Origin of the sequence: Rhodococcoides kyotonense (assembly GCF_001645385.1) — a bacterium.
GTDB lineage: Bacteria > Actinomycetota > Actinomycetes > Mycobacteriales > Mycobacteriaceae > Rhodococcoides > Rhodococcoides kyotonensis_B.
Genome location: NZ_LVHI01000002.1, coordinates 76,209 through 102,747 on the forward strand (window position 1 = coordinate 76,209; position 26,539 = coordinate 102,747).

At 63.9% G+C, this 26,539-nt stretch carries 25 protein-coding genes; 10 read left to right on the top strand and 15 right to left on the bottom strand.

Going from position 1 to position 26,539, the window contains the following annotated elements:
- Nucleotides 1-34: 34 nt before the first annotated feature.
- Nucleotides 35-1,132: a ferredoxin reductase gene (locus tag A3K89_RS02040; RefSeq protein ID WP_068421095.1), complete on the bottom strand. Its 1,098-nt coding sequence runs from the start codon at nt 1,130-1,132 to the stop codon at nt 35-37.
- Between the two features lie 168 nt (nt 1,133-1,300).
- On the opposite strand from A3K89_RS02040, the gene A3K89_RS02045 reads away from it, so the two are divergent.
- The 3 genes from A3K89_RS02045 to A3K89_RS02055 all read left to right on the top strand — a co-directional run bounded on the left by A3K89_RS02045 (nt 1,301) and on the right by A3K89_RS02055 (nt 4,528).
- Nucleotides 1,301-2,416 (top strand): Rv2629 family ribosome hibernation factor, encoded by a 1,116-nt coding sequence (locus A3K89_RS02045; RefSeq protein ID WP_068421099.1) that lies wholly within the window; start codon nt 1,301-1,303, stop codon nt 2,414-2,416.
- Between the two features lie 360 nt (nt 2,417-2,776).
- Entirely contained in the window at nt 2,777-2,917 is a 141-nt protein-coding gene (locus tag A3K89_RS25925; protein WP_167674217.1) for a hypothetical protein, read from the top strand.
- A 582-nt stretch (nt 2,918-3,499) separates the two neighbouring features.
- Entirely contained in the window at nt 3,500-4,528 is a 1,029-nt protein-coding gene (locus A3K89_RS02055; protein WP_068421101.1) for a DMT family transporter, read from the top strand.
- A 92-nt stretch (nt 4,529-4,620) separates the two neighbouring features.
- Here the strand turns inward: A3K89_RS02055 and A3K89_RS02060 are convergent, their stop codons facing one another.
- Nucleotides 4,621-5,646, bottom strand: coding sequence for an NADP-dependent oxidoreductase (locus tag A3K89_RS02060; RefSeq protein ID WP_068421258.1), 1,026 nt, complete (start codon nt 5,644-5,646; stop codon nt 4,621-4,623).
- A gap of 134 nt (nt 5,647-5,780) precedes the next feature.
- Here A3K89_RS02060 and A3K89_RS02065 point away from each other — a divergent pair, with 134 nt between their 5' ends.
- From A3K89_RS02065 to A3K89_RS02095, 7 genes are all read left to right on the top strand, one after another.
- The gene (locus A3K89_RS02065) at nt 5,781-7,361 is read left to right on the top strand and encodes an MFS transporter (protein WP_167674219.1); all 1,581 of its coding nucleotides are present in this window, start codon (nt 5,781-5,783) and stop codon (nt 7,359-7,361) included.
- Between the two features lie 34 nt (nt 7,362-7,395).
- Nucleotides 7,396-8,742 (top strand): FAD-binding protein, encoded by a 1,347-nt coding sequence (locus tag A3K89_RS02070; protein WP_084423527.1) that lies wholly within the window; start codon nt 7,396-7,398, stop codon nt 8,740-8,742.
- Between the two features lie 219 nt (nt 8,743-8,961).
- On the top strand, nt 8,962-9,999 hold the full coding sequence (locus A3K89_RS02075; protein ID WP_084423534.1) for an ABC transporter substrate-binding protein: 1,038 nt from the start codon (nt 8,962-8,964) through the stop codon (nt 9,997-9,999).
- Between the two features lie 34 nt (nt 10,000-10,033).
- Entirely contained in the window at nt 10,034-10,816 is a 783-nt protein-coding gene (locus A3K89_RS02080; RefSeq protein ID WP_068421104.1) for an SDR family NAD(P)-dependent oxidoreductase, read from the top strand.
- The gene (locus A3K89_RS02085; RefSeq protein WP_068421107.1) at nt 10,817-11,980 is read left to right on the top strand and encodes an ABC transporter ATP-binding protein; all 1,164 of its coding nucleotides are present in this window, start codon (nt 10,817-10,819) and stop codon (nt 11,978-11,980) included.
- Nucleotides 11,980-13,707 carry an ABC transporter permease gene (locus tag A3K89_RS02090; protein WP_068421110.1) on the top strand — a complete coding sequence of 576 codons (1,728 nt, stop codon included), beginning with the start codon at nt 11,980-11,982 and terminating at the stop codon, nt 13,705-13,707. The genes A3K89_RS02085 and A3K89_RS02090 overlap by 1 nt, the downstream gene beginning before the upstream one ends.
- 17 nt (nt 13,708-13,724) lie before the next feature.
- Nucleotides 13,725-14,480, top strand: coding sequence for an SDR family NAD(P)-dependent oxidoreductase (locus A3K89_RS02095; RefSeq protein ID WP_068421115.1), 756 nt, complete (start codon nt 13,725-13,727; stop codon nt 14,478-14,480).
- A gap of 62 nt (nt 14,481-14,542) precedes the next feature.
- Here A3K89_RS02095 and A3K89_RS02100 read toward each other — a convergent pair whose 3' ends face one another.
- The 13 genes from A3K89_RS02100 to A3K89_RS02160 all read right to left on the bottom strand — a co-directional run bounded on the left by A3K89_RS02100 (nt 14,543) and on the right by A3K89_RS02160 (nt 26,534).
- Nucleotides 14,543-15,556 (bottom strand): MBL fold metallo-hydrolase, encoded by a 1,014-nt coding sequence (locus A3K89_RS02100; RefSeq protein ID WP_254303378.1) that lies wholly within the window; start codon nt 15,554-15,556, stop codon nt 14,543-14,545.
- Nucleotides 15,553-15,894 (bottom strand): EthD domain-containing protein, encoded by a 342-nt coding sequence (locus A3K89_RS02105; protein ID WP_068421118.1) that lies wholly within the window; start codon nt 15,892-15,894, stop codon nt 15,553-15,555. The genes A3K89_RS02100 and A3K89_RS02105 overlap by 4 nt, the downstream gene beginning before the upstream one ends.
- Before the next feature lie 70 nt (nt 15,895-15,964).
- Nucleotides 15,965-16,588 carry a TetR/AcrR family transcriptional regulator gene (locus A3K89_RS02110; RefSeq protein WP_068421119.1) on the bottom strand — a complete coding sequence of 208 codons (624 nt, stop codon included), beginning with the start codon at nt 16,586-16,588 and terminating at the stop codon, nt 15,965-15,967.
- A 41-nt stretch (nt 16,589-16,629) separates the two neighbouring features.
- The gene (locus A3K89_RS02115; RefSeq protein WP_068421270.1) at nt 16,630-18,126 is read right to left on the bottom strand and encodes a class I adenylate-forming enzyme family protein; all 1,497 of its coding nucleotides are present in this window, start codon (nt 18,124-18,126) and stop codon (nt 16,630-16,632) included.
- Between the two features lie 17 nt (nt 18,127-18,143).
- Nucleotides 18,144-19,220, bottom strand: a complete 1,077-nt coding sequence (locus A3K89_RS02120; RefSeq protein WP_068421120.1) for an alcohol dehydrogenase catalytic domain-containing protein — start codon at nt 19,218-19,220, stop codon at nt 18,144-18,146.
- Complete coding sequence (locus A3K89_RS02125) at nt 19,220-19,975, bottom strand: SDR family NAD(P)-dependent oxidoreductase (protein WP_068421123.1); 756 nt, start codon at nt 19,973-19,975, stop codon at nt 19,220-19,222. The genes A3K89_RS02120 and A3K89_RS02125 overlap by 1 nt, the downstream gene beginning before the upstream one ends.
- A 26-nt stretch (nt 19,976-20,001) precedes the next feature.
- A complete protein-coding gene (locus A3K89_RS02130) occupies nt 20,002-20,760 on the bottom strand; it encodes an SDR family NAD(P)-dependent oxidoreductase (protein WP_068421126.1) in 759 nt (252 codons plus the stop codon).
- Entirely contained in the window at nt 20,757-21,959 is a 1,203-nt protein-coding gene (locus A3K89_RS02135) for an acyl-CoA dehydrogenase family protein (RefSeq protein ID WP_068421129.1), read from the bottom strand. The genes A3K89_RS02130 and A3K89_RS02135 overlap by 4 nt, the downstream gene beginning before the upstream one ends.
- Before the next feature lie 30 nt (nt 21,960-21,989).
- Nucleotides 21,990-22,946 (bottom strand): phosphotransferase family protein, encoded by a 957-nt coding sequence (locus A3K89_RS02140; RefSeq protein WP_068421132.1) that lies wholly within the window; start codon nt 22,944-22,946, stop codon nt 21,990-21,992.
- Nucleotides 22,943-24,151: an acyl-CoA dehydrogenase family protein gene (locus tag A3K89_RS02145; protein WP_068421135.1), complete on the bottom strand. Its 1,209-nt coding sequence runs from the start codon at nt 24,149-24,151 to the stop codon at nt 22,943-22,945. Before A3K89_RS02145 ends, A3K89_RS02140 begins: the two co-directional genes overlap by 4 nt.
- 32 nt (nt 24,152-24,183) lie before the next feature.
- Entirely contained in the window at nt 24,184-25,335 is a 1,152-nt protein-coding gene (locus tag A3K89_RS02150) for a thiolase family protein (protein ID WP_068421137.1), read from the bottom strand.
- On the bottom strand, nt 25,332-25,709 hold the full coding sequence (locus tag A3K89_RS02155; protein ID WP_068421273.1) for a Zn-ribbon domain-containing OB-fold protein: 378 nt from the start codon (nt 25,707-25,709) through the stop codon (nt 25,332-25,334). Before A3K89_RS02155 ends, A3K89_RS02150 begins: the two co-directional genes overlap by 4 nt.
- A 36-nt stretch (nt 25,710-25,745) precedes the next feature.
- Nucleotides 25,746-26,534 carry an enoyl-CoA hydratase/isomerase family protein gene (locus A3K89_RS02160; RefSeq protein ID WP_068421139.1) on the bottom strand — a complete coding sequence of 263 codons (789 nt, stop codon included), beginning with the start codon at nt 26,532-26,534 and terminating at the stop codon, nt 25,746-25,748.
- Nucleotides 26,535-26,539: the final 5 nt, after the last annotated feature.

The window sequence follows — 26,539 nt, forward strand, 5'->3', positions numbered from 1 at the left end:
GCTCACAAGTGTTCCCTTCGGTGTCGTGCAAAGTTCAGAGTTCGATGGCGATATCGCCTTCTGCCGTGTTCACACAGATGCGAACCGCTTGTCCTGTCGGCTCCGAGACTTCCCCGTTGCGCAGGTCTCGTAACCGTCCGGATTTCAAAGTTCCTACACACGTGTGACAGATGCCGATCCTGCAGCCGAAGGTCAAATCCAGGCCTGCGTTCTCTCCCGCGGCGAGGATGGTCGTGCCGCCATCGCATTCGACCTCCTTGTCGCTGTTGAGGAACCGGACCGTTCCGCCTTCACCGTCGCCGGCGTCACCGCCGATGACGGGCTGGAAGCTTTCGTGATGGAACCGGTCGGGATCACCTTGCTCTTTCCAGTAGGACCGCAGATCCTCCAGGTGTTCGCCCGGTCCGGAGCAAAATGCTTCGCGCTCCCTCCAATCCGGAACCAGCTGGTCCAGTTCCGACGCCTTCATTCGTCCCTCGTCGCTGGTGATGCGGAGTTCGAGGCGCAGTCCGTCGTGTCGAGCGTCCAATTCTTCGAGGGTGTCCGCGAACATGAGCTGTTCGCGACTGTGCACCGAATGAACGACGACGACGTCGGAGATCCGGTCCTGATGATCCAAACTGCGCAGCATGCTGATGATGGGCGTGATTCCACTGCCCGCACTGATGAAGACCATCTTGTCCGGAAGCGGATCCGGGAGGGTGAACTCGCCTTCCACTTCGCTGAGGCGAACGATGTCCCCGGTCCTGATGGTTCCCACCAGGTACGGCGACACGGTGCCGTCGGGAACCAGCTTCGGGCTGACGCTGACGAGGCCGTCCACGGGATCGGGATCGGACGTCAACGAGTACGCACGCCAGTGGTAGCGCCCGTCGATCAGTACCCCGAGACGAACGTATTGGCCGGGAATGTGACCGGTCCACTCGAACCCGGGCCTGATGTACACCGACACCGCGTCGGAACCCTCAGGAGCAATGCGCACGACCTGCCCACGCAGCTCCCGCGTCGTCCACAGCGGGTTGATGAGGGATAGATAGTCGTCCGGCCGTAGGGGATTGAACAGCAGCCGGACCGCGCGCAGCGCCGTCCGGCGCAACAGTGAGACCTTCGGTTCTGCCCCGCGCTCAGCCACACTTGCAACCTAACCGCCCGTCGGCATCGGGGTGGGAGAAATCGCGATCTGATTCGAAAGATCGATGAGAAACATTCACGACGTCCGGCCTGACACCCAGGGTTTGCCTGGGCGCGAGTCGGGCACCCGAGAGGGAGCACTGCATACGTTCGTGAAGGAGTGACACCCATGCAGACACATCGATTTCGGGCGCTTGTGGACGAGCCGGGACCGTTCGCCACCGTGTACTACGACGACACGCACACCTCCGAGGACGCGTCTGCCGTTGCCGAGTTGACCGCCCGTGCGGTGGTCGAAGAACTCGAAGAGCGTGGCGCCGACGCCTCCCTGACCGGCGCGATCGAGACCGCCATGACCGTCGCCACCCCACCGTCCGGGCCCAGCGGCCGCGTTGTCATCGCCGGTCGGAACGGAGTGCTCGTGGACGAGCATCTCGTACGTCCCGCCGTGAAAACCGAAGTACGCGTGTCGGACCTGCCCTATCTCGTTCCCATCGTCGAACACGGCGTCGAATCCGTCGCGTACGCGGTTGCCCTCGTCGACCACGAAGGCGCGGATCTGACTCTGCACTCGGAGGACGGGGAAACGTGGACGACGTCCGTCGACGGCGACGGCTATCCGGTGCACAAGGCGTCGAGTGCAGAAACGGCAGGCTACGGCGACCCACAACCACGGGCGGAAGAGGCTGCTCGCAAGAATCTCCGTGCTGTCGCCGCCGAGTTGGACACAGCGGTCGACAGGTACGACGTCGGAGCCGTGTTTGTCGGTGGCGACGCTCGAGCACGAGCAGAGTTGCTCGAACACGTGGCCGACCGAGTCCGGGAGCGTGCGGTGACCATCGACGGCGCCTCTCGTTCCGCAGGCGCCGGTACGCAGGCGACCCGGGACAAGATCGACGAGGAATTCGCACGACGTCGCCTGGCGGCGGTGGATGCAGCTGTCCAGCGGTTTCATCAGTACGAGGGCACCGGTCGAGCGGCGCAGGGCGTCGAAGGTGTGTCCTCCGCTCTGCGATCGGGCAACGTGGACACGCTCATCGTGGGCGATCTCGGCCAACGGACTGTGGTCTCGGCGGACGGGATGGTCGCGGCCGACGTCGACGCCTTGTCCGAGTACGGCGCCTCCGACGCACAGACCGTTCCGGCCGACGAGGCAGTGGTCGCGGCTGCTGTTCGAGTGGGTGCGTCGATCGTGCGCACGGACGAACGGTTCACGCCCGAAGACGGCGTCGCGGCCGTTCTGCGGTACGACGAATTCAGCTCGGCGGACGCAGGCGTCCGTTAGGTCGGGTTCTCGTCCGTGTGTGCCCGAGGGAACTCTGGCCGAACGGTGAAGGTGTGAAGTGTGCGGGGGCGGGGTACAGGTCTGCAATGCACGTTGGCGACCGCTGTACCTTCACACCCGGCTCGATTCCCGTCGACGTCATCGTTCGAGACGTACGGGACGACGGACTTGTGCTGGTGCAGAACGAAACCTCGGGAGTAGGTGCATACTCCTTCCTGGTCAGAAGTGACTTTCTGGTCCCGCTCGGCGGTGAGCTTCGCACGATCGTGGAACCGGCGCTCTCGTGTATGGAAGCGGCCTGACCGACGCGAAGGCGATAGGCCGAGGATTCGATCGGGGTCGTCCGGGTATCGCCGCAGTATGAGCACAGACGCGACACAACCCGACCGGCCCGAAGGCTACGACCCCGACCAGGATCCCGACTCGGATCCGCACATGCTCGCCGACAAGGCGAAACTGCAAACCAGTCAGGCGGAGGGCGAAGACGAGTCCGAGGAGTGATCGGGCCGGCTGGACCGGGGACGCATTCAAGCCATCGAACGACACCGAGGAGATCGAGCCCGCTGCGTTCCGCGTTCACAGGTCGTGCTGAGCCCACTGGAGTGTGATCTGCACAACATTGATGCCAGTGTCAAGTAACTCATGGGTGCACGGCCTCGAACTGTGTTCGAATGATGTCCTCCGAAACCGGTTGTGCCGCAGTAGGAATCGTGTAATCCACCACCGATCGATCGCCGAATCGGCGTGACGCTCGCCCGAGTTCGGGGGCGTCTTCTGTCCGCTTGACCGCAGGTCACGCGCGTGTCAACATTCTCCCAGCGAGCCGAGCCACTTGTTCGTTCCATGAACGCGCGATCGTAGGGCATAGGTCGTCATCCCGCTCTACCACTCGTATATCCCCCTCCAGGCGTAGGCACATCTCCGTGTCTACGTCCTCTTGTCGCGAAAGTTGTGGCCCTTCCATGCTCTCCCTCCGTCGTGACGTGGCGGTCGATGCCGGTCTCCGTCCAGTGTCGGTTCCAGTACGCGCAGTCGGCACGAAGAATCCGATCGCGAAGGCGTGGCTCATCGGTTTGGTTTCCATTGTGGCCTTTTCGCTTTCGCCTGTGGCCGCCGCAGTGGGCCTCCAGGGGGGGCGTTCCCAGCACGGTCCAAGTCACGCTGCGCTGCCTCATCGGTGCCGCTGTCCTGCTGACCTTCGCGCTCGTCACCGGCAGGCTACGCACGACGAAGCCTTCGCACGCACTCGGTGTGGCCTTCTTCTGCGGCCCGATCTTCGGGTTGCAGTTGCTCGCCTTCTTCGTCGCGGTGAGGGATTCGGGCGCCCAGTTGTCGACCATCGTCGTGCACTGCTACCCGATGATCGTGCTGGCACTTCTGTGGCTCGGGTTCGGGCAGCGCGTGCCCCGCGGACAAATCGTGCTGGGGGTTCTCATGATCGGCGGGCTCGCTCTCGTGCTCGGGAGCGACCCCGGCGAGGTGGCGTTCTCCGGCGTGGTCTACGCGTTGGCCAGTGCGTTCGGCTACGCGCTGTACTTCGTGATAGCCGAACGGTGGATTCGCCGGACGAGTGCCGTCACCGCTGCCGGTCTGACTGCATTGGGTGCCGGTGTCACTGTAGGCATCTTCGTCGTGATCGACGGCGTGACTTGGTCTTTCGCGCCCATCGGGTGGGCGTCGGTCCTGATGCAAGGATTGGTACTGCTGCCTCTCGCGATCGGATGCTCGCTGATCGCAATCCGAACCCTGGGCTCCGGACGGGTGAGTCTTCTCGGACTGCTCGATCCCGTCCTGGGTGTGTTGGCGGCCCAGGTCGTTCTCGGTGAGACACTGAATGTCCTGCAGTGGACAGGCCTTGCGGTCGCGGTCGGTGCGTGCAGCGCTCTGCCGTGGATTCGTGGCGGACAGGGAACGCTGACGGAAGACGAGGCCGCCATCGCAGCCGCGCCCGCCGAGGCGGTGATCGTCGACGTCACTCCGATCGCCGACCCTGCGGCTGCGACCGAAGACGTCCTTTTCGACGAGATCGTGCTGAGTCGGACCGTGGATCTGCCGCCGTTGCTGGACAAGATCGCGCCGAATGCTTCGTCGGAACCTGCTGACGCCAGGTAGGCGATGTCGTCAGCCAGCTCTTCCGCGGTGGCGTTGCGGCGAAACCGTTGTGTGTCAATGCCGTTCGCGGTCCGTCGAATAGGTGTCGGGGTTCATTGGCCGACCCTGACCAGCGTCTTCCCTGTGGTGTCGCCGTTCAACATTCCGACGAGCGCTGCCGGGGCCTGCTCCAGCCCGTCGTAAACGGATTCCTGGTAGATCAACGTTCCGTTCTGCAGGTATCCGCCCACGAGAGCGCGCATGTCGTCGTAGAGATGGTTGTAGGCGCCGGCTCTGAAACCCTGCAGTCGCAGGCTCTTTGCCGTGATCTGGAACAGGTTCGACGGCATCGACCCACTCGCGCCGTAGGTCGAAACGGCCCCGCACATCGCGACACGGCCGCCTGTATTCAGGTGATCGAGAGCGGCAGCGAAATGCCCGCCGCCGACGTTGTCGAAATACGCGTCGATGCCGTCAGGAGCGGCGTGAGCGAGCAGCGCTCCTACGTCGCCGTCGTGGTAGTCGAAAGCGCGTGTCACGCCCAATGACTCGCGGAGGAACGCCACCTTGTCTGCGCTGCCCGCCGATGCGACGACGGTGCACCCGTGTAATTTCGCGAGCTGCGCTGCGATGCTGCCGACGGCTCCGGCCGCCGCGGACACCCATAACGTGTCGGTCGATTCGATGCCGAGTACGTCGAAGAGTCCCACGTACGCAGTCAGGCCCGAACTGCCCAGCGGTCCTAGAAACCACTGAATAGGGAAGCTTTTCGAATCGATTTTGGTCGAAGTTCCGGCTCCGCCGAGCCCTCCGGCGACACTGTCGATAACCGCGTAGTCGCGGTAGCCCATCATGTGGGACACGACGTCGCCGGGGGAGAAGCCATCGCTACGAGAGTCGAGAACTTCGCCGAGCGCGAGCCCTGACAGTGCGTCGCCGGGTTGGATCGGTGGTAGATAGCCGGCGGGCCTGTCCGGGCCGAGACGAAGGCGGATCGATGGGTCGATCGACAGCCATATGTTCCGTACCAGGACTTCGCCGTCCCTCGGGGCGTCCAGTTCGGTGTCGCACACGTCGAAGTGGGACAGGTTCAGTTTTCCGGTCGGTGGGGATGCGAGGCAGATCGTTCTGCTCTTCACGCGGGTGAAACCTCCCATGCGCGGCGAAAATCAAAAGTCGGCCCGACTTCGGGGCGACGACGAAGGCGAAACTAACACAGAATCGAGTCGACTGAACTAAATTCATGTCAAGCAAGCTGGAGAGGAGCTCCCAGGTGGAACAATCCCAGACCGTTGGATTCCTGACACCGTTCCGTGTCCGTCGACTACGGATGATGCTGGGGTTCGAGCTCAGTGCCGCGGTCGGGATTTGGATCCTGGTTCTCGCAGTCCAATGGACGTTGACGCAAGCCGGCGCCTCCGCGTTCACGGTGTCGTCGGTGCAGTTCGCAGCGAGTCTGCCGTTTTTTCTCTTCTCCCTTCCGATCGGCGCGATCGCCGAGCATGCCGGCCATCGGAAGCTCTTGACGGGAACTGCAATGGGCCTGCTGGTCACGTCGGTCCTGCTGACGACACTGCAATTCTTCGGGTTCGCTGTGACGCCGATCTTGATGGCTGCCGTTTTCATGTCCGGATGCGGTCTGGCCTCGGTGGCGATCGTCTGGCAATCGCTTCTGCCGACGCTGGCAACCCGAGAGATGATGGCCGTCGTGCCTGCGATCGACGGCGCCATCTTCAATGGTGCGCGAGCGATCGGTCCGGTACTCGGCGGCGCACTGCTGGCTGCGTGGGGTGCCACCTCGACATTCGGTCTGGTCACCGTCTTGTTCCTGCTGTGCACAGGGTTGGCGGCCAGTCAGATTCCGCGTGCGTCCGGGCGAGGCCCGAAGATTGGGTCGGTCCTGGAATCAGTGACGACGAGCCTTCGATTCATACGGCATTCACGCTGGACTTGTCGGCTGCTGTTCCGAGTGTTGATGTTCGGACTGCCCGCGAGCTGCCTGTGGGCGCTGCTGCCGGTCGTCGCCTACGAGGTGTTGCACGTGACGACGTTCGAGTTCGGTGTTCTGTCCGGCGCGATCGGGATCGGTGCAGTGGCAGGCACTGTCGCTCTGATGCCCCTGCGGACTCGACTGAGCTGGAATGCGTTCGCAGCGGTCGGATCTGCCGCGTACGCGGTGGTGCTGGCCGGTCTCGCGTTCGTGCCCTTGACGTCGGTCGTGTTCGTTCTGCTGGTGATCGTCGGCGCGGCATGGGTGGGTGTGCAGAGCACATGGATGATCGCGACGCATGCCGTGATGCCGCCGTGGATCAAATCAAGGGTGATCGCGTTCATCATGCTGACGTTCCAGGGCAGCCAGGCAGTCGGTGCCCTGCTGTGGGGGCTTCTCGCCGACATGATCGGTCTCGCCATCGCCGTCGTGCTTTCCGCGATGGCGATGGCGGTGTCGGCGATAGGGTTGCTGCGCCGTGGGATTCTGCCCAGCGACGAGATCGCGCCCGACCCGTCCGGCGTGTCAGGACCGCCGGACCTCGAACCGGACTTCCACGGGCGAAAAGTCGTCGTCGAAACGACGTACACGGTCCATCCTCAGCGGACTGGCCACTTCGTCGAAGGTGCCCCGCGCTTGAGGTCGTCGCGGCTACGCCTAGGGGCGTTGCGCTGGTCGATGGCTCAGGCGACCGATTCGGCCACCACGTACGTCGAATTCTGCACGTTCAAGAACTGGGCCGAGTACCGCGCCCAGGAGACGGTCCGTCTCACCGTTCCGGAACAACTCATCCGTACCGCGCTCGCAGCCGACCTGATGGAGGAGCCTCGCGTTCGAGTGCTCGTCCATCCGACCACCGTGTGAACAGAGCACACTGACAAGAAAGTGGAGTATCGACGTGAACGATCCGGAATACGACCTGTTGGTCATCGGCGGCGGCATGGCGGGCCTGACTGCCGCTGCCAGCGCAGCCAGAGCATGTAAGTCGGTCTGCGTTGTCGAGGTCGGGCCCGACGTCGGCGGCTCGGCCCGGTTCGCTGGATATGTGTGGACAGCACCGAATTACGAGGTGCTGCACGAGCAGAATCCGAAGGGCGACCTTGCGCTGAAACACCGCCTGATCGATGGGTTCGACGACGGCGTCGAATGGATTCGATCCGTCGGAGTCGACGTCGGTGAGGCACAGAGGATTCTGAGCTTCGGTCGCGGGCACGCGTTCGACACGAATCACTACGTCGACATCTGTAAGCGGATCGTCGTCCAATCGGGCGGAACGGTGCTGCTGAACTCCACCACCGACGATCTTCTCCGGGGTGGATCTGCGGTTCGTGGAGCGCGCGTCCGGACCGGTTCCGAACCTGCACGGGAAGTCCATGCCGCACATACGCTTCTGGCGACCGGGGGATTCCAGGGTGACAAGGAACTGATCGCACGCCACGTCCACGCCGCCGCGGTCGACATGGAGCTTCGGTCGAATCCGCACAGCCGCGGCGACGGGTACCGATTGGCCAACGCGATCGGTGCCGCGACGCGCAACGAGAACGCAGGCTTCTACGGACACCTCATCCCTAGTGGCGTGCGGCTCGCCGACCCCGCCGACTTCGTCGACATGTCCCTCTACTACAGCGAGCACGCGCTGCTGTTCAACCTGAGCAACGAACGATTCGTCGACGAGACGCTCGGCGACCATCTGACGACGATGGAACTGCTCGCGCAGCCGGAGGCGCGTGGTCTCTTGATCGCCGACGCTCGGGTGCACCGGGACTGGATGCTGGCCTCCTACGTGGAGGGCGCCGTCGCCATCGACAAGTTCGAGCTTGCAGGCAAGCGTGGAGGACGCGTCGGTCGGGCGGACTCGCTCGACGAACTCGAGTACCTGCCCGAGGAGTGGGGTTACGACGGGTCGGCGATCGCCTCGGAGATCCAGCGATTCAACGATTCGGCGCTGCGGGACGACGACCTGGTGCCCGGCCGCGCCCACGATGCGGAACCCCTCGCCGAACCGCCGTACTACGTCATCGAAACGGTGCCGGCCATCACGTTCCCATTCCACGGCGTGTCCGTCGACGACCGTGCTCGTGTGCTCGGTGTCGACGGGGCCCCGATTCCCGGCCTGTTGGCTGCGGGATCGGACACCGGGGGTCTGTGGCATCGCGCCTACGCGGGTGGACTGGCCAGCGCTCTCGTCTTCGGACGCACCGCGGCAACGACCGTCGTCGACGGTGTCTCCGTACCTGCGGTCTAGTAGCGCGCGATGCGGGTCACGTCAAGACTTTCTGGTGATTGACATCACAAGTAACGACCACTATCTTTCAAACTGAGATCAGTTCAGTTCGCAAGTGACTGCTCGACCGGGCGTTCTGCCCGGACGTGAAGTGCGTTTCGAACGTCGAACCTCACCACATTCGAAGAGGACCGTGCGAGTCGGCTCGGGGCTCACTTGCGTGCCCGAAAGGACGCAGACATGAAGATTTTCAGGAAGGCGACGATCGCCCTTGCTGCCGCGGCGGCACTGGTCGGCGTCACTGCGTGCGGTGGATCCTCCAGCGCGTCCGGTCCGGTCGAGGGAAGCTGGGACGAGGTGGTAGCGGCGGCCAACGAGGAAGGCAGCGTCATGCTGTACTCGAGCCAGAAGCCCGCCAACTTGGACGCACTGGTCGCCGCGTTCCAGGCGAAGTATCCGGAGATCAAGATGGAATACGTGCGCGGCACGGACTCCGAGATCAATCCGCGGGTCGAGACCGAGAACAGAACGGGCACCGGTATCGCGGACGTGCACATGCTTACCGACGCGTCGTGGATTCAGAATGCTGCAGAGTCCGGCGCCTATTCGACGGACCTCGTCGGTCCTGATCTCGAGGCGCCTGCATTCGACCCCGAAGCGAGCGTCATCGGTGACAAGTTCTTTCTCGCCAGCGCAGCGGTCTTCGGTCTCGGATGGAACACCGACGCCGTCCCGGAGGGGCTGACGACGCCGGGTGATCTTCTCGACCCGAAATTCCAGGGCAAGATCGGCATCGTCAATCCCACTGGGATCGCGTCCTACGTGGACATGTATCGGTACTACAGCCAGACGTACGGCGAGGATTACTGGGATCGATTGGCCGAGTTGAAGCCTCGTGTATACCCCAGTGCCCTCGGTGTCGCGCAGGCACTCACGTCCGGTGAGGTCGTCGTGAGCCCGTCGGTCCAGCCGCTTGTCACCGAGGTCGCGGCCGGCGCTCCGGTCGATTGGGCGCTTCCGGAGCGGCCGTGGGGAACCCCCTGGTACACCGAAGTTCTGAGTGCTTCACAGCATCCGAATGCGGCGCAGGTGCTGGCGAACTTCATGGTGACGATCGAGGGTCAAACGGCTCTGAACGGTGGATACGCGGCTGCCCTGCCTGATATCCCGGGCGCGGTGGCTCGTGCGCAGGACATCGTGTCGCCCGACGTCGCGGACCTGACGCCCGAGAAGGTCGAACAGTACTCCCAGGAATGGCAGACCCTGTTCCAGAGCTGACCACGTTCGAACGAGAAAGCCAGAGGGGCGCAACATGACTGGAGTCGACGAGTCGATGAAGGGCCGGGGCGTGCTCGTCACCGGAGCGTCGGGAGGGATCGGCGGGGCATGCGCCGAGTTGTTCGCGGCGCAGGGAGCGACGGTGTACCTGACCGATGTCGACGACACGGCCGGGATCGAACTCGCCGAACGGCTCGGGCCGAACGCACACTATCGACATCTCGACGTCACCGATGAAGAACACTGGGCTGCAGTCACTTCCGACATGACACGGCAAGGTCATGGGCTCGACGTTCTCGTCAACAGTGCGGGTGCGGCCATGAAAGCCACGTTGCAGCAGACGTCGTTGAAGCAGTTCCGCACGCTGCTGGATCTCAACCTCGTCGGCACCTTCCTCGGTCTGAAAGCTGCGGCCGATGTCATGCGTCCCGGTGGATCGGTCGTCAACATCTCGTCGCTACGGGGCGTGCTGGCGACGGCCGAACTCGGTGCATACGGTGCGTCGAAGTTCGGAGTGCGGGCTCTGACGAAGGTTGCAGCTCTGGAGTTGGCCGACAGGGACATTCGCGTCAACGCCGTCTGCCCGGGAAGCATCGACACCGCGATCACCGCGACGCCCGATTTCGCGGCAGACGACATGGAGTCCTACGTGCGCAGCATTCCGATGCAGCGCCGTGGGACGCCCCAGGAGGTCGCAGGCGTCGTCCGCTTCCTCGCCGGGCGTGGAAGCAGTTACGTGACAGGGTCGGACATCATGGTCGACGGCGGCACCGGAGCCGGCGTACGTACACCGAAAGTTTCGAAAGTGAGTGTTTAGATGACGTCGCAATTTGCTGTTTCCGGTCTCGTGAAGACCTATGGATCGAACGTGGTCGTCGACCAGCTCGACCTGGAGATCGAGCACGGGGAGTTTCTCGTGTTGCTCGGTCCGAGCGGATGCGGAAAGACCACGACACTGCGATGCCTTGCCGGGCTGGAAACGCCTCAGGGGGGATCCATTTCGTTCCGAGGTGCACCCGTGTTCGACGCGGCATCCAAGATCCACGTCCCCGCGCACAAGCGCAGCATCGGCATGGTGTTCCAGTCGTACGCCTTGTGGCCGCACATGACCGTCGCGGAGAACATCCGTTATCCCTTGAAGGTGCGCAAACTGAAGAAGGCGATCGCCGACGGTGCCGTCGAGGCTGCGGCCGAGATGGTCGACTGCGGAAAATTACTCGATCGCTATCCATCTCAGTTGAGCGGTGGACAGCAGCAGCGCGTGGCGGTGGCTCGCGGGCTCGTCGCCGAACCGGATCTGGTGCTGTTCGACGAACCGCTGAGCAACCTCGACGCTCGACTCCGCGACCAGGTCCGCTCGCAAATTCACCAACTCCACCAAACGCTCGGTTTCACAGCGGTGTTCGTGACCCACGATCAGTCCGAGGCGTTCGCCCTCGGTGACCGGCTGGCCATCATGAAGTCAGGCAAGATCGAGCAGTACGACGCACCCGAGGACGTCTTCGAGAACCCGGTGTCCGAATACGTCGCCGCGTTCATCGGGATGGGCAACCGTCTCGAACTTCGCAACGGACACAACGGGTGGGTCACCAGCGCCGGTGACGTCATCGATCTGTCGGCTGCGGTCGTACGTGACCGAGCCGACCAAGGGTCGGTCGCCGTGGCGCGCTTCCGTCCGGACGATGTGCTGCTTCACGCGTCCACGAGTGACGTTCCGGTCGGCAACGTGCCGTTGCATGCGCAAATGGTGGCCCACGAGTACGGCGGTCGCTACTTCGACGTGACGGTCAGGACTGGGACGGAACAGCTCATGCTGCGCGCTTCGGCGGCCGAACACGGCCGATGGCTCCGCGGCAGTAACCCGGGCGACGACGTCGTCGTGAGCTTCTCGCCGTCGAGCCTGCGGGTGTACCCGATGGCAGGCAGCGAGCACGCAACGACCCCGGACTTGGTCGGCACGGCTGCGGGAGATCGTTCCTGATGGCGACACTGACTGCACCTGAGAGCACCGACGTCACACCGGCGGAACCTCCGAAGTCGTCGTTCTCTGTTCCTCCGCATTGGCGCGCTCGTATCGGGTACGTGGCGCTGCTGGCGATCCTCGGCTATCTCGTCGTGCTGCCGATGATTCGGCTGCAGATGCTGGCACTGGAGGACGGTGCCGCAGGTTACTCGAGCCAATACGGCCGGTTCGACGTCGGTGTGACGCTGCGGACGACGATCGCGCTCGCGCTCGGTTCTCTCGTGATCGCGATGGTTCTCGGCACTCTGCTGGCATTCGCTGCAAGTAGGTTGCCGGCGAAACTCGGCTGGCTCCGGATCATTCCGATTCTGCCGATCGTCATGCCTGCCGTGGCGAGCGTCGTCGGCTGGGCATTCCTGTTGTCGCCGGGGCCCGGCTATCTCAACGTTCTGCTGCGAAAGCTGCCGTGGTGGAGTGGATCGGACACCGGCCCGATCGATGTGTACACCGTTCCGTGGATCATCGTCCTCACCGGATTCGGTCTGACGTCCTTCGTCTACCTGTTCGTCAGCTCCGGGATGCAGAACATCAGCTCCGAGCATCTCGAAGCGGCTCAGGTCAGCGGATCGTCCACGCTCGGAATCTTTTTCAAGATCGTTCTGCCGTTGCTGCGGCCCTCGCTCATCTACGGCGGTGGTATCGCCTTACTGCTCGGCCTCGGTCAGTTCACCGGTCCGTTGCTGCTCGGGCAGAACAGCGGCGTCAAGGTGCTGACGACGGAGATGTACCGGCGTGTGTCGGAATCGCCGTCGGACTTCGCTGCGGCTGCGGCCGCCGGTTCGCCCCTCGTGATCTTCGGAATCGTCCTCGTTCTCACGCAGAAGGTCCTGTTGGGCAACCAGACTCGGTTCGTCACGCACGGCGGCAAGGCGTTCTCGACGCCCAGCGGGCGAGGCACCTGGGCCGCGGTGACCATCGGAATCTTCGCTTTGTTCGCGCTCGTGATCCCACTGCTCGGCCTGATCATCGTGTCCCTGACGCCGTACTGGTCCGGGTCGTTGTCATGGAGTCTGTTGACACTGGACAACTTCCGTGAGCTTCTCGGGAACAATGCAGTCGTGCAATCGGTACTCACCAGCATACTGACGTCCCTGGGGGCGGTGGCGATCTGTATTCCGCTCGGTTACTTGATGGCCAACCTCCTCGTCCGCGGCAGACGGTTCAAGATCCTCGCGCTCATCGCAGACCTGATCACGGCGCTGCCGCTCGGTATCCCGGCAGTGATCTTCGGTGTCGGATTCCTGCTCACCTACACCGAACCGCCGCTCATCCTGTACGGCACTCGGACGGTGATCATTCTCGTCTATGTCGTGCTGATGTTGCCGTTCGCGACGAGGATGCAGATGACGGCGATGCTGTCGCTGGGAAATACGTACACCGAGGCGTCGGCGACTAGTGGTGCATCGCCGTTCGTGACGACGCTGCGCATCATGCTGCCGCTCATGCGTCCGACGATTCTCAGTGCGGTCGCGTTGATGTTCATCCTGCTGACGCACGAGTTCGCGGCGTCGCTGCTCGTTCGCGCATCCACGACACAGGTCATGGGCACATTGCTGTTCGACATGTGGCAGAACGGTTCCTATCCGCTCGTCGCGGCGATGGCGCTGCTGATGACGGCCGTGACGACGGTCGGTGTCGCGTTCGCGATGCTCGTCGGCGGCCGAAACGTATTGAGCAAGCTGTGATCGAGAGAAGGACGGATATGTCTTCGCGATTGAGCGACAAGATCGTGCTGGTAACGGGGGCGACTGGCGGACTCGGCGCGTCCATCGTCGGACGACTCGCGTCCGAGGGCGCTTCGGTCGTCGTCACCGATGTCGATCAGGTGCCCTGTGAGAAACTCGTGGCCGAGCAGGACAATCCAGAAGCTCACCTTGCGCTGTCGCTCGACATCACGCAGGAAGGTCAGTGGCGGGACGTCGTCGCCGCTGTGACGGAACGGTATTCGCGGCTCGACGCGCTCGTCAACAATGGCGCCATCGGCAGTCTCGGAACGGTCGTGGACGAGACCGTCGAGACGTTCAACCGGGTCGTCGAAGTCGGCCAGACGGGCACGTGGCTCGGCATGAAGCACGCGGGCGCGTTCGTCGAGCAGTCCGGTGGTGGATCGATCGTCAACATCTGCTCGATCCTCGGCAGCGTCGGTGGACTGGGCAACAGCGTCGCCTACGCGGCTGCGAAAGGTGCAGTCCGCACGATGACGAAGAATGCCGCGCTGCACTGGGCGACGAAGGGCGTGCGCGTCAACTCGCTGCACCCTGGGTTCATCGGTACGGAGCAATTGCTCGAGCGGTACGAGGGATCCGAGCGGCACCAGGCCATGGTCGCCAACACGCCGATGGGTCGATTGGGCACTGCGTCGGAAGTTGCTGCGGCAGTGGCATTTCTGGCCGGAGACGACTCGACGTTCGTTACCGGGTCCGAACTCTATGTCGATGGCGGCTGGACCTGCGCCTGACCCCCTCGAGCGTGGTTATGTACAGCCCCCGCTGTACATAACCACGCACGAGGGGCAAAGCCCTAGCCGAAGATGTCCACCCCGTTTCGGTTTCGGACACAGAGTTTTCCGCGCATGACCAGAACGTCCAGATGCGCGAGAGTTTCACACGTCGCGACCATCTGGTTGAAATCGTCGAGCTCGTCGAACGACCGATCACGACGGGTCCATGTGAGACCGGCAGCGACCGCGGCGCCCGTGCTGGGGCCACGACCGTCGACGACGGCGAGTGTGTCGGACAGCCTGCGCTCGTGATGCGCGAGAAGCTGGCGGCACCGTTCGTGGACACTGCCACCGGGAAACCCGTGCGACGGCAACATCGTTCGATCGGCGTCGTCGAGCATCATCTCGAGGGACGCGATGTACTTCGCCAACGGCAGATCCCAGTCACCGAGCTCGAATCCGATGGACGGAGTGATGGTTGGTAGCACGTGATCGCCGGTGAATGTCATGCCGCGATCGAGGTCGTGAAACACCATGTGGCCCTTGGTATGACCAGGTGTATGCAGCGCCTCGATCCGAAGGCCCGGAACGTCGACGGGGCCGGCTGTCGACCATGCGTCCGGAGGCTCCCAATCCGACAGGGCGAAAGGTTCCGTCAGAGCGCTCTTTCGAGCGATTCGGGCTGTACGGTCTGCCCCTGCTCGGTGCAGTTCACGAATCGAACGCTCGGGGACGTTGTTTCTCAATTCGTTGATGGCGGCGATGCCGGGCGCCTCCGCCGCGCCCAGATGAACCCGACATTCGTACCGACGCCGCAATTCCACCGCGAACGTGTAATGGTCGCGGTGCACGTGTGTGACGTAGATGTCGTGAATTTCCGACGGCCGACGACCTATGTGAGACAACGCTTTCGACAGTTCGTCGTGCGTCGTCTCGCGATGCCAGCCGCCGTCGATCAAGGCCAGTCCGCTATCGGTCGCGAGGACATAGACGTTGATCGCACGCAGACCGTCCTGCGGCATCTGCAGCGGGATGCGGTGGACGCCGTCCGTTACGGGAAAGCACCCGGCTTCGGTCCAGGACGACGCCGTCACGAGTCGCTCGCGACTGCCTTCAGCGGAACCATAGTCTTCTCGTCGCCGTACCACATCATGCGACGGCCGCCCAGGTTCCCGACGTGTTCGACGGCGGCCTTCCATTCCGGGCTTGCCAGTGCGGCTTCGAGTGTATCGCGGGATTCGAAACTGAGGACCGACAGTCCGTCCCAGCCCTCGGATCGTCCGCCGAACGCCTCGAGCAGTTCTGTGTGCTGCCATCGAAGGAGGCCCGGCAGGGGATAGGTGACATCGGCGTGTTCGCCTCGCCACCAGGTGATGAATTGGTCGTGCGTCCACTCGGGTGGCCGCGCCGCGACCAGTACCAGGTTGTACATGATTCTCCCAACTGAATTCTGTTCGTTTTGGCTGGGCGGGAAGGGCCCGTGAGCCCAACTCCGACGAGATCTACTCTCGGACGACTCGCATCACGGCATCGGTGACGAATTCGGCGATCTCGTCGATCGAGAGCTTGCCGTCCGGTCGGTACCAACGCCACACGCTGATGATCAACGCCAGCACGAGGCGTGCCTGCATCGTCGGGTCCGACTTGGTGAATTCGCGCGATTCGATGCCGCGCGCGATCAGTGACGTCCAGTTGATTTCGATCTGGTGCACCAGATCACGGCACTGCAGTCGCTCGGCTTCTTCTTTCGCCGACTGACGCTCGGTGGCGAGCAAATCCATGTGGCTCTGCAGGATTCGCCGTTGCAACGCATCGGTCGGAGTGGCTGCGAGCGACGCGGTGACCGCTGCGCGCAACGCCTCCTCCGGATCGGAGATGTCCTCCGTCGCTGAGCTGAATCGTTCGACGGAGTCGGCCAGTTCGAGCCGCATGATGGTGAGCAGGCAATGGCCCTTGGACTCGAAGTAGTGGTACAGCGCGGTCTGTCCTATGCCGACCTCGTCGGCGATGGACGCCCACTTGGTGTGCTCGTAACCCACTTTGCCGAAATGGTCGATGGCTGCGGACAAGATGCGGGTTCGCTTGGATCGTGGACTCTCGCGACGAACGCCGGTTCCTACGGTCATTGGTGTCCCCACTGTCGATGCGTGTACAGATTCAGTCGAGTCTACAGTTTTCGATCTGAATTCGAGTCAGTTAGTGTCGCCAACTTGCGGGCGAGCTCGGTCGCGTCGGGCCGAGACAACTTTCCGACGCGATTCTGCGGCAGGTCGTCGACCGTGAACACGTATTCCGGCCACTTGAACTTCGGGAAGTCGGTGGCAGCGAGACGAGAAGTGACATCGCTCAATGTCATTGCGTCGCCGCCCGTGACGATGAGCGCTGCTGCTCGTTCGCCGAGCAGGTCGTCGGGAACAGGCACGACACAGACCTGGACGACGGAATCGAGTGCCGCGAGTGCAGACTCCATCTCGTTGATGTCGATGTTCCGTCCACCACGAATGATGATCTGCTTCTGCCTGCCCATGACGCGAATCGAGCCGTCGTCGAAGACCTCGACCAGATCGCCGGTGGGCAGGTATCCGTCGGGTGTTAGTTGCGGTGGAACCGGTTTGCCCTCACGCGCGTAGCCGACGTAGAGCGACGGGCCCGTGACCTGAGCTTCACCGATCTCGCCGGGAGGAAGGGGAGCGCCGGCCGAGTCGACGGCGCGGACGGTCGTGCCAGGGAACGGACGGCCGTCGCGACCGAGACGGATCGACGGCGGATCGTCCAGCGCAGGCGTCGTGTGACCGAGGCATTCCGACATACCGAACACGCGGAGGAACGTCGTGTTCAGCCACTGCTCGGCCTCGCCGAGAGCACGTTCGTTCATCGGGCCGCCGCCGACGGTCATGGCGCGCATCGGCGTCAACGCGCCCTTCGAGTCGGGTGCGACGGACAGTTGCAGCGCCATCGTCGGCACCAACATCGTCCACGCCACCTGGTGATCGTTCACTGCTTCGAGCGCTCCGGCGGGGGACCATCGGCCGATCGAAACCATCCGTCCACCCAGCAGGGCGGGGAGGTACATGCCGAAACAGTACGCGGCGACGGACGACAGAGGGACGAACGCGCCGATCGCCTCACCCGGCTTCAGCCCTACTGCATCGATGGTGCTGGTGCAGGCATAGCGAATGGCATCCTCGGACTGGACGACACACTTGGGTCGTCCGGTCGACCCGGATGTCATGGCGATCGCCGCGCCACCGTTCCACCGTTCGACGCCTCTGAACGGACGCCCCGTCGACCTCAGCGAATGCGCAGCGAACGCGGTGTTCGACACGGGGAACAGCTCGTCGGTAACGCCCCAGTGCGACAACGAATCCGGGTCCCCGACGACGATATCCGGGGCGATGTCCTCCAGCGCCAGGTGGAATTCGGATTCGGTCGCGTGCGGGCTGAACACTGCGACGACGCCGCCGCGCAATCCGACGGCCAGTGCGGTGGCGACGGTGCGCCACGTGTTGTCCGCTTGAATCAACGCAGTCGGTGCGCCGACGTCGATGGCGGAGATGGCGTCGGCCAAGACTTGCGCGGCCGCGACGACCTTTCCGATCGTGTGACTACCCGACTCGTCGACCACGGCGACGTCGTCGGGTGAGTGCTGAGCACGGGACACCATCTGTTCTGCAAGCCATTTCACGGTCGTGTCTCTTCTCTCCGTCGCGATACGTTCATGTCGATCACCGCGCGGCCGGTGATGGACCCCGCGCGTAGTTGCTGGTAGGCGTCGAGGGTGTCGGTGAACGGGAAGGTGGTGACCTCAGCGTGCAGGGCCCCGTCCTGTGCGAGTGCTACGACGGCACGTAGATCGTCGCGATTTCCCCAGAACGGCGCGCTCACATGCCATCCCGCAGCCATACCGAGATCCTTTCCGACGGTCAGCCGGCCGCCCGCGCTGCCCACGACGACGAGTCGTCCACCGGGCGTGAGTACTTCCGCACCTGCGTCGACCGTGCCGGGAGCGCCGACGAAATCGAGCACGAGATCGACCCCGCCGAGATCGGTAATGCTTCGCTTGGCGTCGGCAAAGCTTTCGTGACATTCGTGCGCGCCGGAATAGACAGCGAGAGAATGCGTTTCGACGCGCGTCTCGATCGCCAGTATCCGGCCCGCTCCGAACGATCGCAGAATCTGAACCGCCAAGTGCCCGAGCCCGCCGACCCCCACGACCACGACGACGCTGCGGCTGTCGATCACGTCGGCGTTGGTCCGGATGGCGTGATAGGCGGTGAGTGCCGCGTCGGCAAGCGGTGCTGCCGTGATCGGGTCGAGTGAGCCGGTGGGGACGAGAACATCGGCCGACGGAACGACCATCAGTTCTGCCAGCCCGCCACCGTGGCCGAGTCCGTTGCCGATCGGCACGAGCCGCCCGTCCGACGACGGCGTCAGTGTCAGGCAGTAGTTCTGCTTGCCGCGCAGACACTGTCGACACGTGCCGCATCCCCACAGACCGTGCACGACGACCGACTGCCCGATCCACGAACTGTCTGCCATCGGACCTGCTGCGACGACGGTTCCCGCCACCTCGTGTCCCAGTGTGAGTGGCAGCGGGTACGCGAACCGAGCGGCGGACGAATCCATGACGTGCAGATCGGACCGGCACAGTCCGGCCGCGTCCACACGCAGGACGAGCTGTTCGTCGGTCGGTTCGGGGTCGGGGATGTCGCGGAACTCGGGCGGCGCACCCCACTCGGTGAGCTGGACGGCCAGCATCAGCGGGCCGTCCAGCCGCCGTCGACGATCAGGGTCTGTCCCGTCATGTAGGACGACGCGTCGGAGGCCAGGAACAGCACGGCGCCGTCGATCTCTCCGTCGGCGCCGCCGCGTCCGAGCATCGTGTTGCGTCGAACCCAGCCGGCCGACTTGTCGTTGGTGAACAACCCGTCGGTCATCTCCGTATCGAACCATCCCGGCACCACGGCGTTCACCCGGATCCCACGTCGACCCCACTGACCGGCGAGTTCGCGGGTCAAACCGAGCGTCCCCGCCTTGGATGCGGCATAGCTCGCTCCTCCGATCGGGGCTGTCGACACCAGACCGATGACCGAGGAGATGTTGACGAACGACGCTGTCGCGCCCGGCGGGATCTTGCCTGCTGCGTAGGTTGCGAGGTGGAAACCGGCGACCAGGTTGACGTCGAGAATCGACTGGAACCCATCGAGCGTTTCGTCCTCGGCGTTGGGCAGACCGGGCTTGCCTGCATTGTTGACCAGGACGTCGAGACGCCCCGACTGTTCGAAGCAGCGATCGACGAGCGCGCGCCGGTCCGAGTCGACGGTGACGTCGCACTGCACCGGGACGATGCTCGGCACCTCGGCGGCGAGGGCTTCGAGGCGATCGAGGCGTCGGGCCGCCGCATACACGGTTGCGCCCGCAGTAGCGAGGGTGCGAGCGAACCCGAGACCCAGGCCCGACGACGCGCCCGTGACGATGGCGACGCGGTTCGAGAGCCCGAACATGGTGTCCATCAGAACAGTTCCTTCGTTTCGCAGAATCAGTACACCGCAGTGCGGCCGCCGTCGACCGGGATGAGCGCGCCGGTGGTGTATCCGGCGGCGTCGGACGCGAGATGGGTGACGAGCCCGGCGATCTCGTAGGGTCTGCCGAGCCTGCCTGCGGGCAGACGATCGACGATCTTGCCGATGAACTCGTCGTCCCAGTTCTCCGACATGTCGGTGGCGAACCCGCCGGGCATGATGCAGTTGACGCGCACGGTCGGCGCGTACTCTTGCGCGAACGCCCTTGTCAGCGCGTTGAGTCCGTTCTTCGCCGCGGCATACATCGCCTCCGGTGGGCTCGGTCGCTCGGCGCCGATGCTCGAGATGTTCACGATGGAACCGCCACCCGCGGTCGCCATACGTTCTCCGGCCACGGCCATCAGCCTGAACGGGCCCTTGAGGTTGACCTCGATCGTTTTGTCCCACAGGCTTTCCGTCACCGACGCGAGATTCTCGGCGAGGGGAGCGATCCCGGCGTTGTTGACGACGATGTCGAGGCTGCCGAATCGCGTGATGATGTCGTCGACGGCAGGTTCGATTGTCTCCCAGTGCCCTATGTGCAGCGCGTAGGGGTGTGCGGTGCCGGGGCCCGTGTCGCCCAGCGCCGCCACCGCCGCCTCACAGGCGTCGAGCTTGCGGCTCGAGACGACGACGGTTGCGCCCGCGTCACGCAGACCTCGCGCGATGGCGAGTCCCAGTCCACGGCTCGCGCCGGTCACGAGTGCTACCTTGCCTGCCAATGTCGATGTGCTCATGCGTATTTCTTCACTTCGAGTCGGGCGATGGTTCGCAAGTGGACTTCGTTCGGGCCGTCGGCGATCTGCAGCGCACGTGTGATGGCATAGAGTCGCGCGAGGATCGTGTCGTTGCTGACGCCGGCAGCGCCGTGCACCTGCACCGCACGATCGACGACGGTGTGCGCGACCTCCATAGCCGCGACCTTGATGGCTGCGACTTCCGAACGCGCCGAGGCATTTCCACGCGTGTCCATCAGCCAGGCGGATTTCAGGACCAGCAAACGGATCTGATCGATCTCGACGCGGCTGCGCGCGATCCACTCGCGCACGACGCCGCGATCCGTAAGGGGCCCACCGAACGCGTGACGTTCGGTGGCGCGACGGCACATCATTTCCAGTGCGCGCTCGGCCATTCCGATCGCACGCATCGCGTAGTGCATGCGACCGGGGCCTAATCGTCCCTGTGCGATCGCGAATCCGTCGCCCTCGGCACCGAGCATGTTCGACGCGGGCACCCGCACGTCGGTGAACTGCACCTCGCCGTGGCCGAGGCGATCCTGGAATCCGAACATCGGAAGATCGCGCAGCACCTCGATGCCGGGGGTGTCCGTCGGTACCAGGATCATGCTCTGCTGGCGATAGGTCGGCCCTTCGGGATCGGACTTGCCCATGAAGATCATCAGTTTGCAGTCCGGGTCGAGAACACCCGAGGTGTACCACTTGCGTCCGTTGATCACGTAGTCGTCGCCGTCGCGCCGAATCGTCGACGTGATGTTGGTGGCGTCGGAACTTGCGACGTCCGGCTCGGTCATCGCAAATGCCGACCGAATACTGCAGCCCAGCAACGGCTTCAGCCACTGTTGCTTCTGCTCGTCGGTGCCGTACATGGCGAGGATCTCCATGTTGCCGGTGTCCGGGGCCGAACAGTTGATCGCTTCGTTGCCGATGATCGAGCGTCCGACGATCTCGGCGAGTGGCGCGTACTCGAGGTTCGTCAGCCCTGCGCCGAGCCCGTCGTGCGTCATGAACAAGTTCCAGAGCCCGAGTTCGCGTGCGCGAGACTGCAGATCGCGCATGATCTGCGGTTGCTCATGCGGGTTGTCGTTCGCGGCGATCTGCTCGTCGTACACCTTCTCGGCCGGGTAGACGTAATCGTTCATGAAGGATTCGAGCGTGCCGATCAGTTCCTCGGTGCGCGCGGAGTAGGAGAAGTCCACTTGTCTTCGCTCCTGTCGTAGGTGGGGTCGTCAGCGTCGGAGGAGCGCAGTGCCGGTCTCGATCAACCGGTCGATGGTGGCGGGCAGCTTCTCCTGGTCGGGGTCGATATGACGGCCTTCGCGGTGCCGGCGCAGGTTGTGTCCCATGATCGCTGCCATCTTGAGCCGTCCGAGTGCGTCGAACCACGTCATGTCCGGCAGTTGTCGTCCGTGGCCGATGTACGCGGAGATCAGTTCGTCGGTGCTCGGCAGGCCGGGAACCTCGCGTCCGACGCCTGGAAAGTTCGTACCGTCGGCGAACACGAGGAACCAGCCGAGTTCGACACGTGGGTCGCCGACGCTCCAGATCTCCCAGTCGATCAACGCCGCAGGATCGTCACCGTCGGACAGGATGTTCCCGAGGCGGTAGTCGCCGTGCACGAGAACGGGATCGATGGGATCCGGGATGTCGGTCCGTAGTAAGTTCAGCAAGTTGTCGCCGCCGGCCACCAGTTCGGGTGGTACTGCACCCAGCGTGCGAGCCCAGCGATCGAGTTCGTCGGATGGGGACAGCGGGTCTTCTGCTCCAGGAACCGTGCCGATGTCGACGGCGTGCAAGCGGGGAAGTACCTCTGCAGCGCGGAGCATCCGGCGCGCTGCGACAGCGGGATCCACGGCAGGATCGTCGAGGACCGGTTCCAGAGATTCGCCTTGCACCAATTCCATTGCGAACCACGCCGGTTCGGTCCTGTCGATCGCCACGATCCGTGGAACGGGAACGTCGGTGTCCGCCAGCGCGGTCAGTATCGCCGCTTGTCTGAGCATGTCGTGACGGCCGATCGAACGTTGGCCGTCCGGAACGGCCTTGACGACGATGTCGCCGTCCGACGTGTGTGCTCGATACGTCAGCCCCGAATGGCCACCGGGCAACGTCTCGAAGTCGGCGACGGTGACACCACGTTCGGCCAAAGTCGCGGCGACGCGGGATTCTAGCGTGGATTCCGTCATGGCCTGGGCTCCCGGGGTAGGCCGAGGACGCGCTCGGCGATGATGTTGTGCTGAATCTCGTCCGTACCGCCGGCAATCCGGTAACCCGGAGCTCCCAGGAGATGCTCTGCCCACGCGAACGTTCCCCACCTCGCTGAATCGGACGTCACGTCCGAGCCGAGGAGCAATCGAACGACGTCGGACGTCCTGGCCATCGTGTCGGTGGCCAGCAGTTTTCCGAGCGATGCCTCCGGCCCGGGATCGTTCCCTGCGACCACCGCTCCCGCGACGCGCATGTTCGCTATCCGTTGCACATAGCTGCGCGTGATCAGGTCGGCGACGGCGTCGCGTTCGATCTCCGTCGGTGGGCGTCCGAGATTCCTGGCCAACTCCACTGCCTGGTCGGCGTTCGCGAGTCCGAGGTTGCCGCCGTCGAGTCGTTCGGCGGCCAACACCGTGAGCGCCACCTGCCAGCCCTTGCCGACGGGCCCGAGTCGGTACGAGTCGTCGAGCTCGACGCCCTCGAGGTACACCTCGTTGAACGAGGATCCGCCGGTCATCTGCCGGATCGGTGTCACCGTGACGCCGGGTGCATCCATAGGAACCAGGAACATGGTCAGACCGGCATGCTTCGCGACGCTGGTGTCGGTGCGGCACAACGCGACCCCGAAGTCCGCGACGCGCGCCCCCGATGTCCACACCTTGTGGCCGTCGATCGTCCAGCCACCGTCGTCGGCTTGCGTGGCCCTGGTACGCACCGCGGCCAGGTCCGAACCGGCCTCGGTCTCGGAGAACAGCTGGCAGGCAATGAGATCGGTACGCAGCATCGCCCGGACGAACGTGGCTTTCTGCTCGTCCGTTCCCCATTGTTGAACAGTCGGAGCGACCAATTGTTGTGTCACCGAGAACATCTCGGTTCGGCGAGGCACATCGAACGATTCCTCCGCGCGGCGGAAGGCGAGAACGTAGGACATCGGAAGAGCGCGTCCACCGTATTCGACGGGGGAGTTCAGTGCACCCCAGCCGGCGTCGAATTTCTTTCTCTCGTATCGAGAGATCACGTCGGTATGCTCGCGCTCTTGTTCTGCGGTCCAATTCTCGAACACCGCCACCGAATCCGTGCCCTCACCCCACACCGACTCCGTGCGTTGCTGTGCGACCGTGCCCAGCCATCGGACGGCGTCGGCGGTGAACTCGGCGATGTCCGGAAGCGTCTGTCGTGTCACTGTTCTGGTCCCTCGTGGTCGAAAGGCATGGCCTACACCGTCAACACGGTGCAGGCACTGATGCCGGGTGCGCCGTAAACGTGGGTGAAGCCGACGCGTGGTGTGTTCGGGACCTGGCGTTCGCCCGCTTCACCGCGGAGTTGAGTGACGATCTCGTGCACCTGACGCAGTCCCGACGCGCCGATCGGCTCTCCGTTCGCGATACATCCGCCGTCGGTGTTGATCGGAAGCCTTCCGCCGATCTCGGTCTCGCCTGCGGCGATCATCGCTTCCTGCTCGCCGGGTGTGCAGAACCCGCACTCGGCCATGTGCATGATCTCGGCGCCGCTCTCGGTGTCCTGCAGCTGCGCGACTTCGACGTCCTCGGGCCCGATTCCGGCGAGATCGAACGCAGCGGCTGCCGCGTCGGCGCTGACGCTGGTGGGTTCTCCCGTTCCCTGGACGGACGGACTGAACACCTCGAACGACCCGAATTGCCTTGTCCGGTGCGCGATTGCGCGAAGTTGGACTGGGCGACCGCCCAACCTCTTGGCGGCGTCGGCGCCGGCAACGACGATGGCTGCCGCGCCCTCTCCGGGGGAGCAGAACATGTACCGGGTGAGTGGATCGTTCACCATGTCGGCGCCGGCAATGGTGTCGACGTCGATGGCCTCGCGTCGCCACGCATTGGGGTTGAGTGCACCGTTTCGATACGCCTTCGCGGCGACGCGCGCGAGTGTTTCGTGCGAGATGCCGTTGCGGCGCATGTAGCGCGAGATCTTCGCGCCGAAGAACTGGGTGGTGACCATCAGGCCTGCGTCGCCGTAACCGTCGGGGAGGCCCCACTCGGCGGGCTTCGGATCGAAGGCGCCTCGTGGATGCTTGTCGAATCCCACGGCCAATGCGATCTCCGCGGATCCGGACCGGACCGCGTTGACCGCGGAGAAGAGCGCACTGCCACCCGTCGCGCATCCGTTCTTGACGTTCGTGAACGGAATCCCTGTGAAGCCGAGTTCGGCGACGAGCGTGTCGGCGAGCCCGGACCCGTCGCTGCCTCCGAACGCGACCTGGACGTCCGGCCATGTCAGTCCTGCGTCCTGCAACGCGGCACCGATCGCGGTGACGGCCATCTGTCGGCCGCTGACACCGGGCTGCCTGCCGAACTTGGACAGTCCTGCTCCGATGATCGAAACGCCCTGTGTCACTGCGGTACTCCTACGTTCGAGTCGGCGATGACCGTGAACCGGGGCGCCGGCGAGGTGGAGACCAGCCTCACCGGTGCCTCGTCCAGTTCGTCGAAGCTCTCGCACTCGAGGATCGCCTCGACCTTGATTCCGTCGGGAAGTTCGACATAGCCGACGGCGAACGGCCGAAAGCCTTCTGGAGGATGGACATACGGCGGCGACTTCGGTGCGAAACGTTGCACGGTGTACGCCCACACTCGTCCGGTGGTGCTCAGTGTCACCGGGGCTGCTGTGGGGGTCGCACATCTGCTGCACATCGAGCTGGCAGGAAAGGCGACAGTGTCGCATTTCGTGCACTTGCTGCCTGCGAGTGCAAGGCCCGCCGTCGTGTCCATCTCCATCCCTTCAGGTAGTCGTCGAACAGCGGAACGTCAGCGACCGACCCACTTGGGCTCGCGCTTCTCGAGGAATGCGGTGACGCCTTCCCGTCCGTCCTCGGACTGAAGGGCGTTGCCGACGGCAAGATGCTCCATGACCATGAGGGACTGGATGTCCGCGTCCAGACCGCGATCGATGCACATCTTGGTGAGCTTCATCATGAACGGGCTCTTGTCGACGAGAGGTGCGATGAAGTCGGCCACCAACTGGTCGAGGCCTTCGGCAGGCGCGGACGCATTGATGAGGTCGAAGTCGACTGCTTCCTTGCCGCTCAGCAGCTTGCCGGTCAGCATCAGTTCCTTGGTCTTGCGGACACCGATCATGCGAGGCAGGCGGTAGATGGGACCCGCACCGCCGAACAGTGCCCGGCGGATGTGGAAGTCGCCGATCTTGGCGTCGTCGGCTGCGACGGCGAAGTCGCACGAGATCATGAGTTCGAATCCACCTGCGGTGACGTATCCCTCGAGAACGGCGACGGACGGGGTGTTCATCGAGTAGAGGCGGTCGCAGACCTTCGCGGACAGAACTGCGACATCCATGGCGTTGGTGGACCCGACGAAATCCGACAGCAGCTCGTCGAGATCGAAACCGGAGCAGAACTGGTTCTGGACACCGCGCAGGACGAGAACTTTCAGGTTCGGGTCGTTGTCCACCTCGACGATGATCTCGTCGAGACGATGAAGAAGCTCGACCGTGACGGCGTTCTTCTTGTGCGGGCGGTTCAGCCAGACGCGAGCGACCTCGCCGTCCTTCTCCAACAAGATGTGATCGGTCTCGATCATGGTGG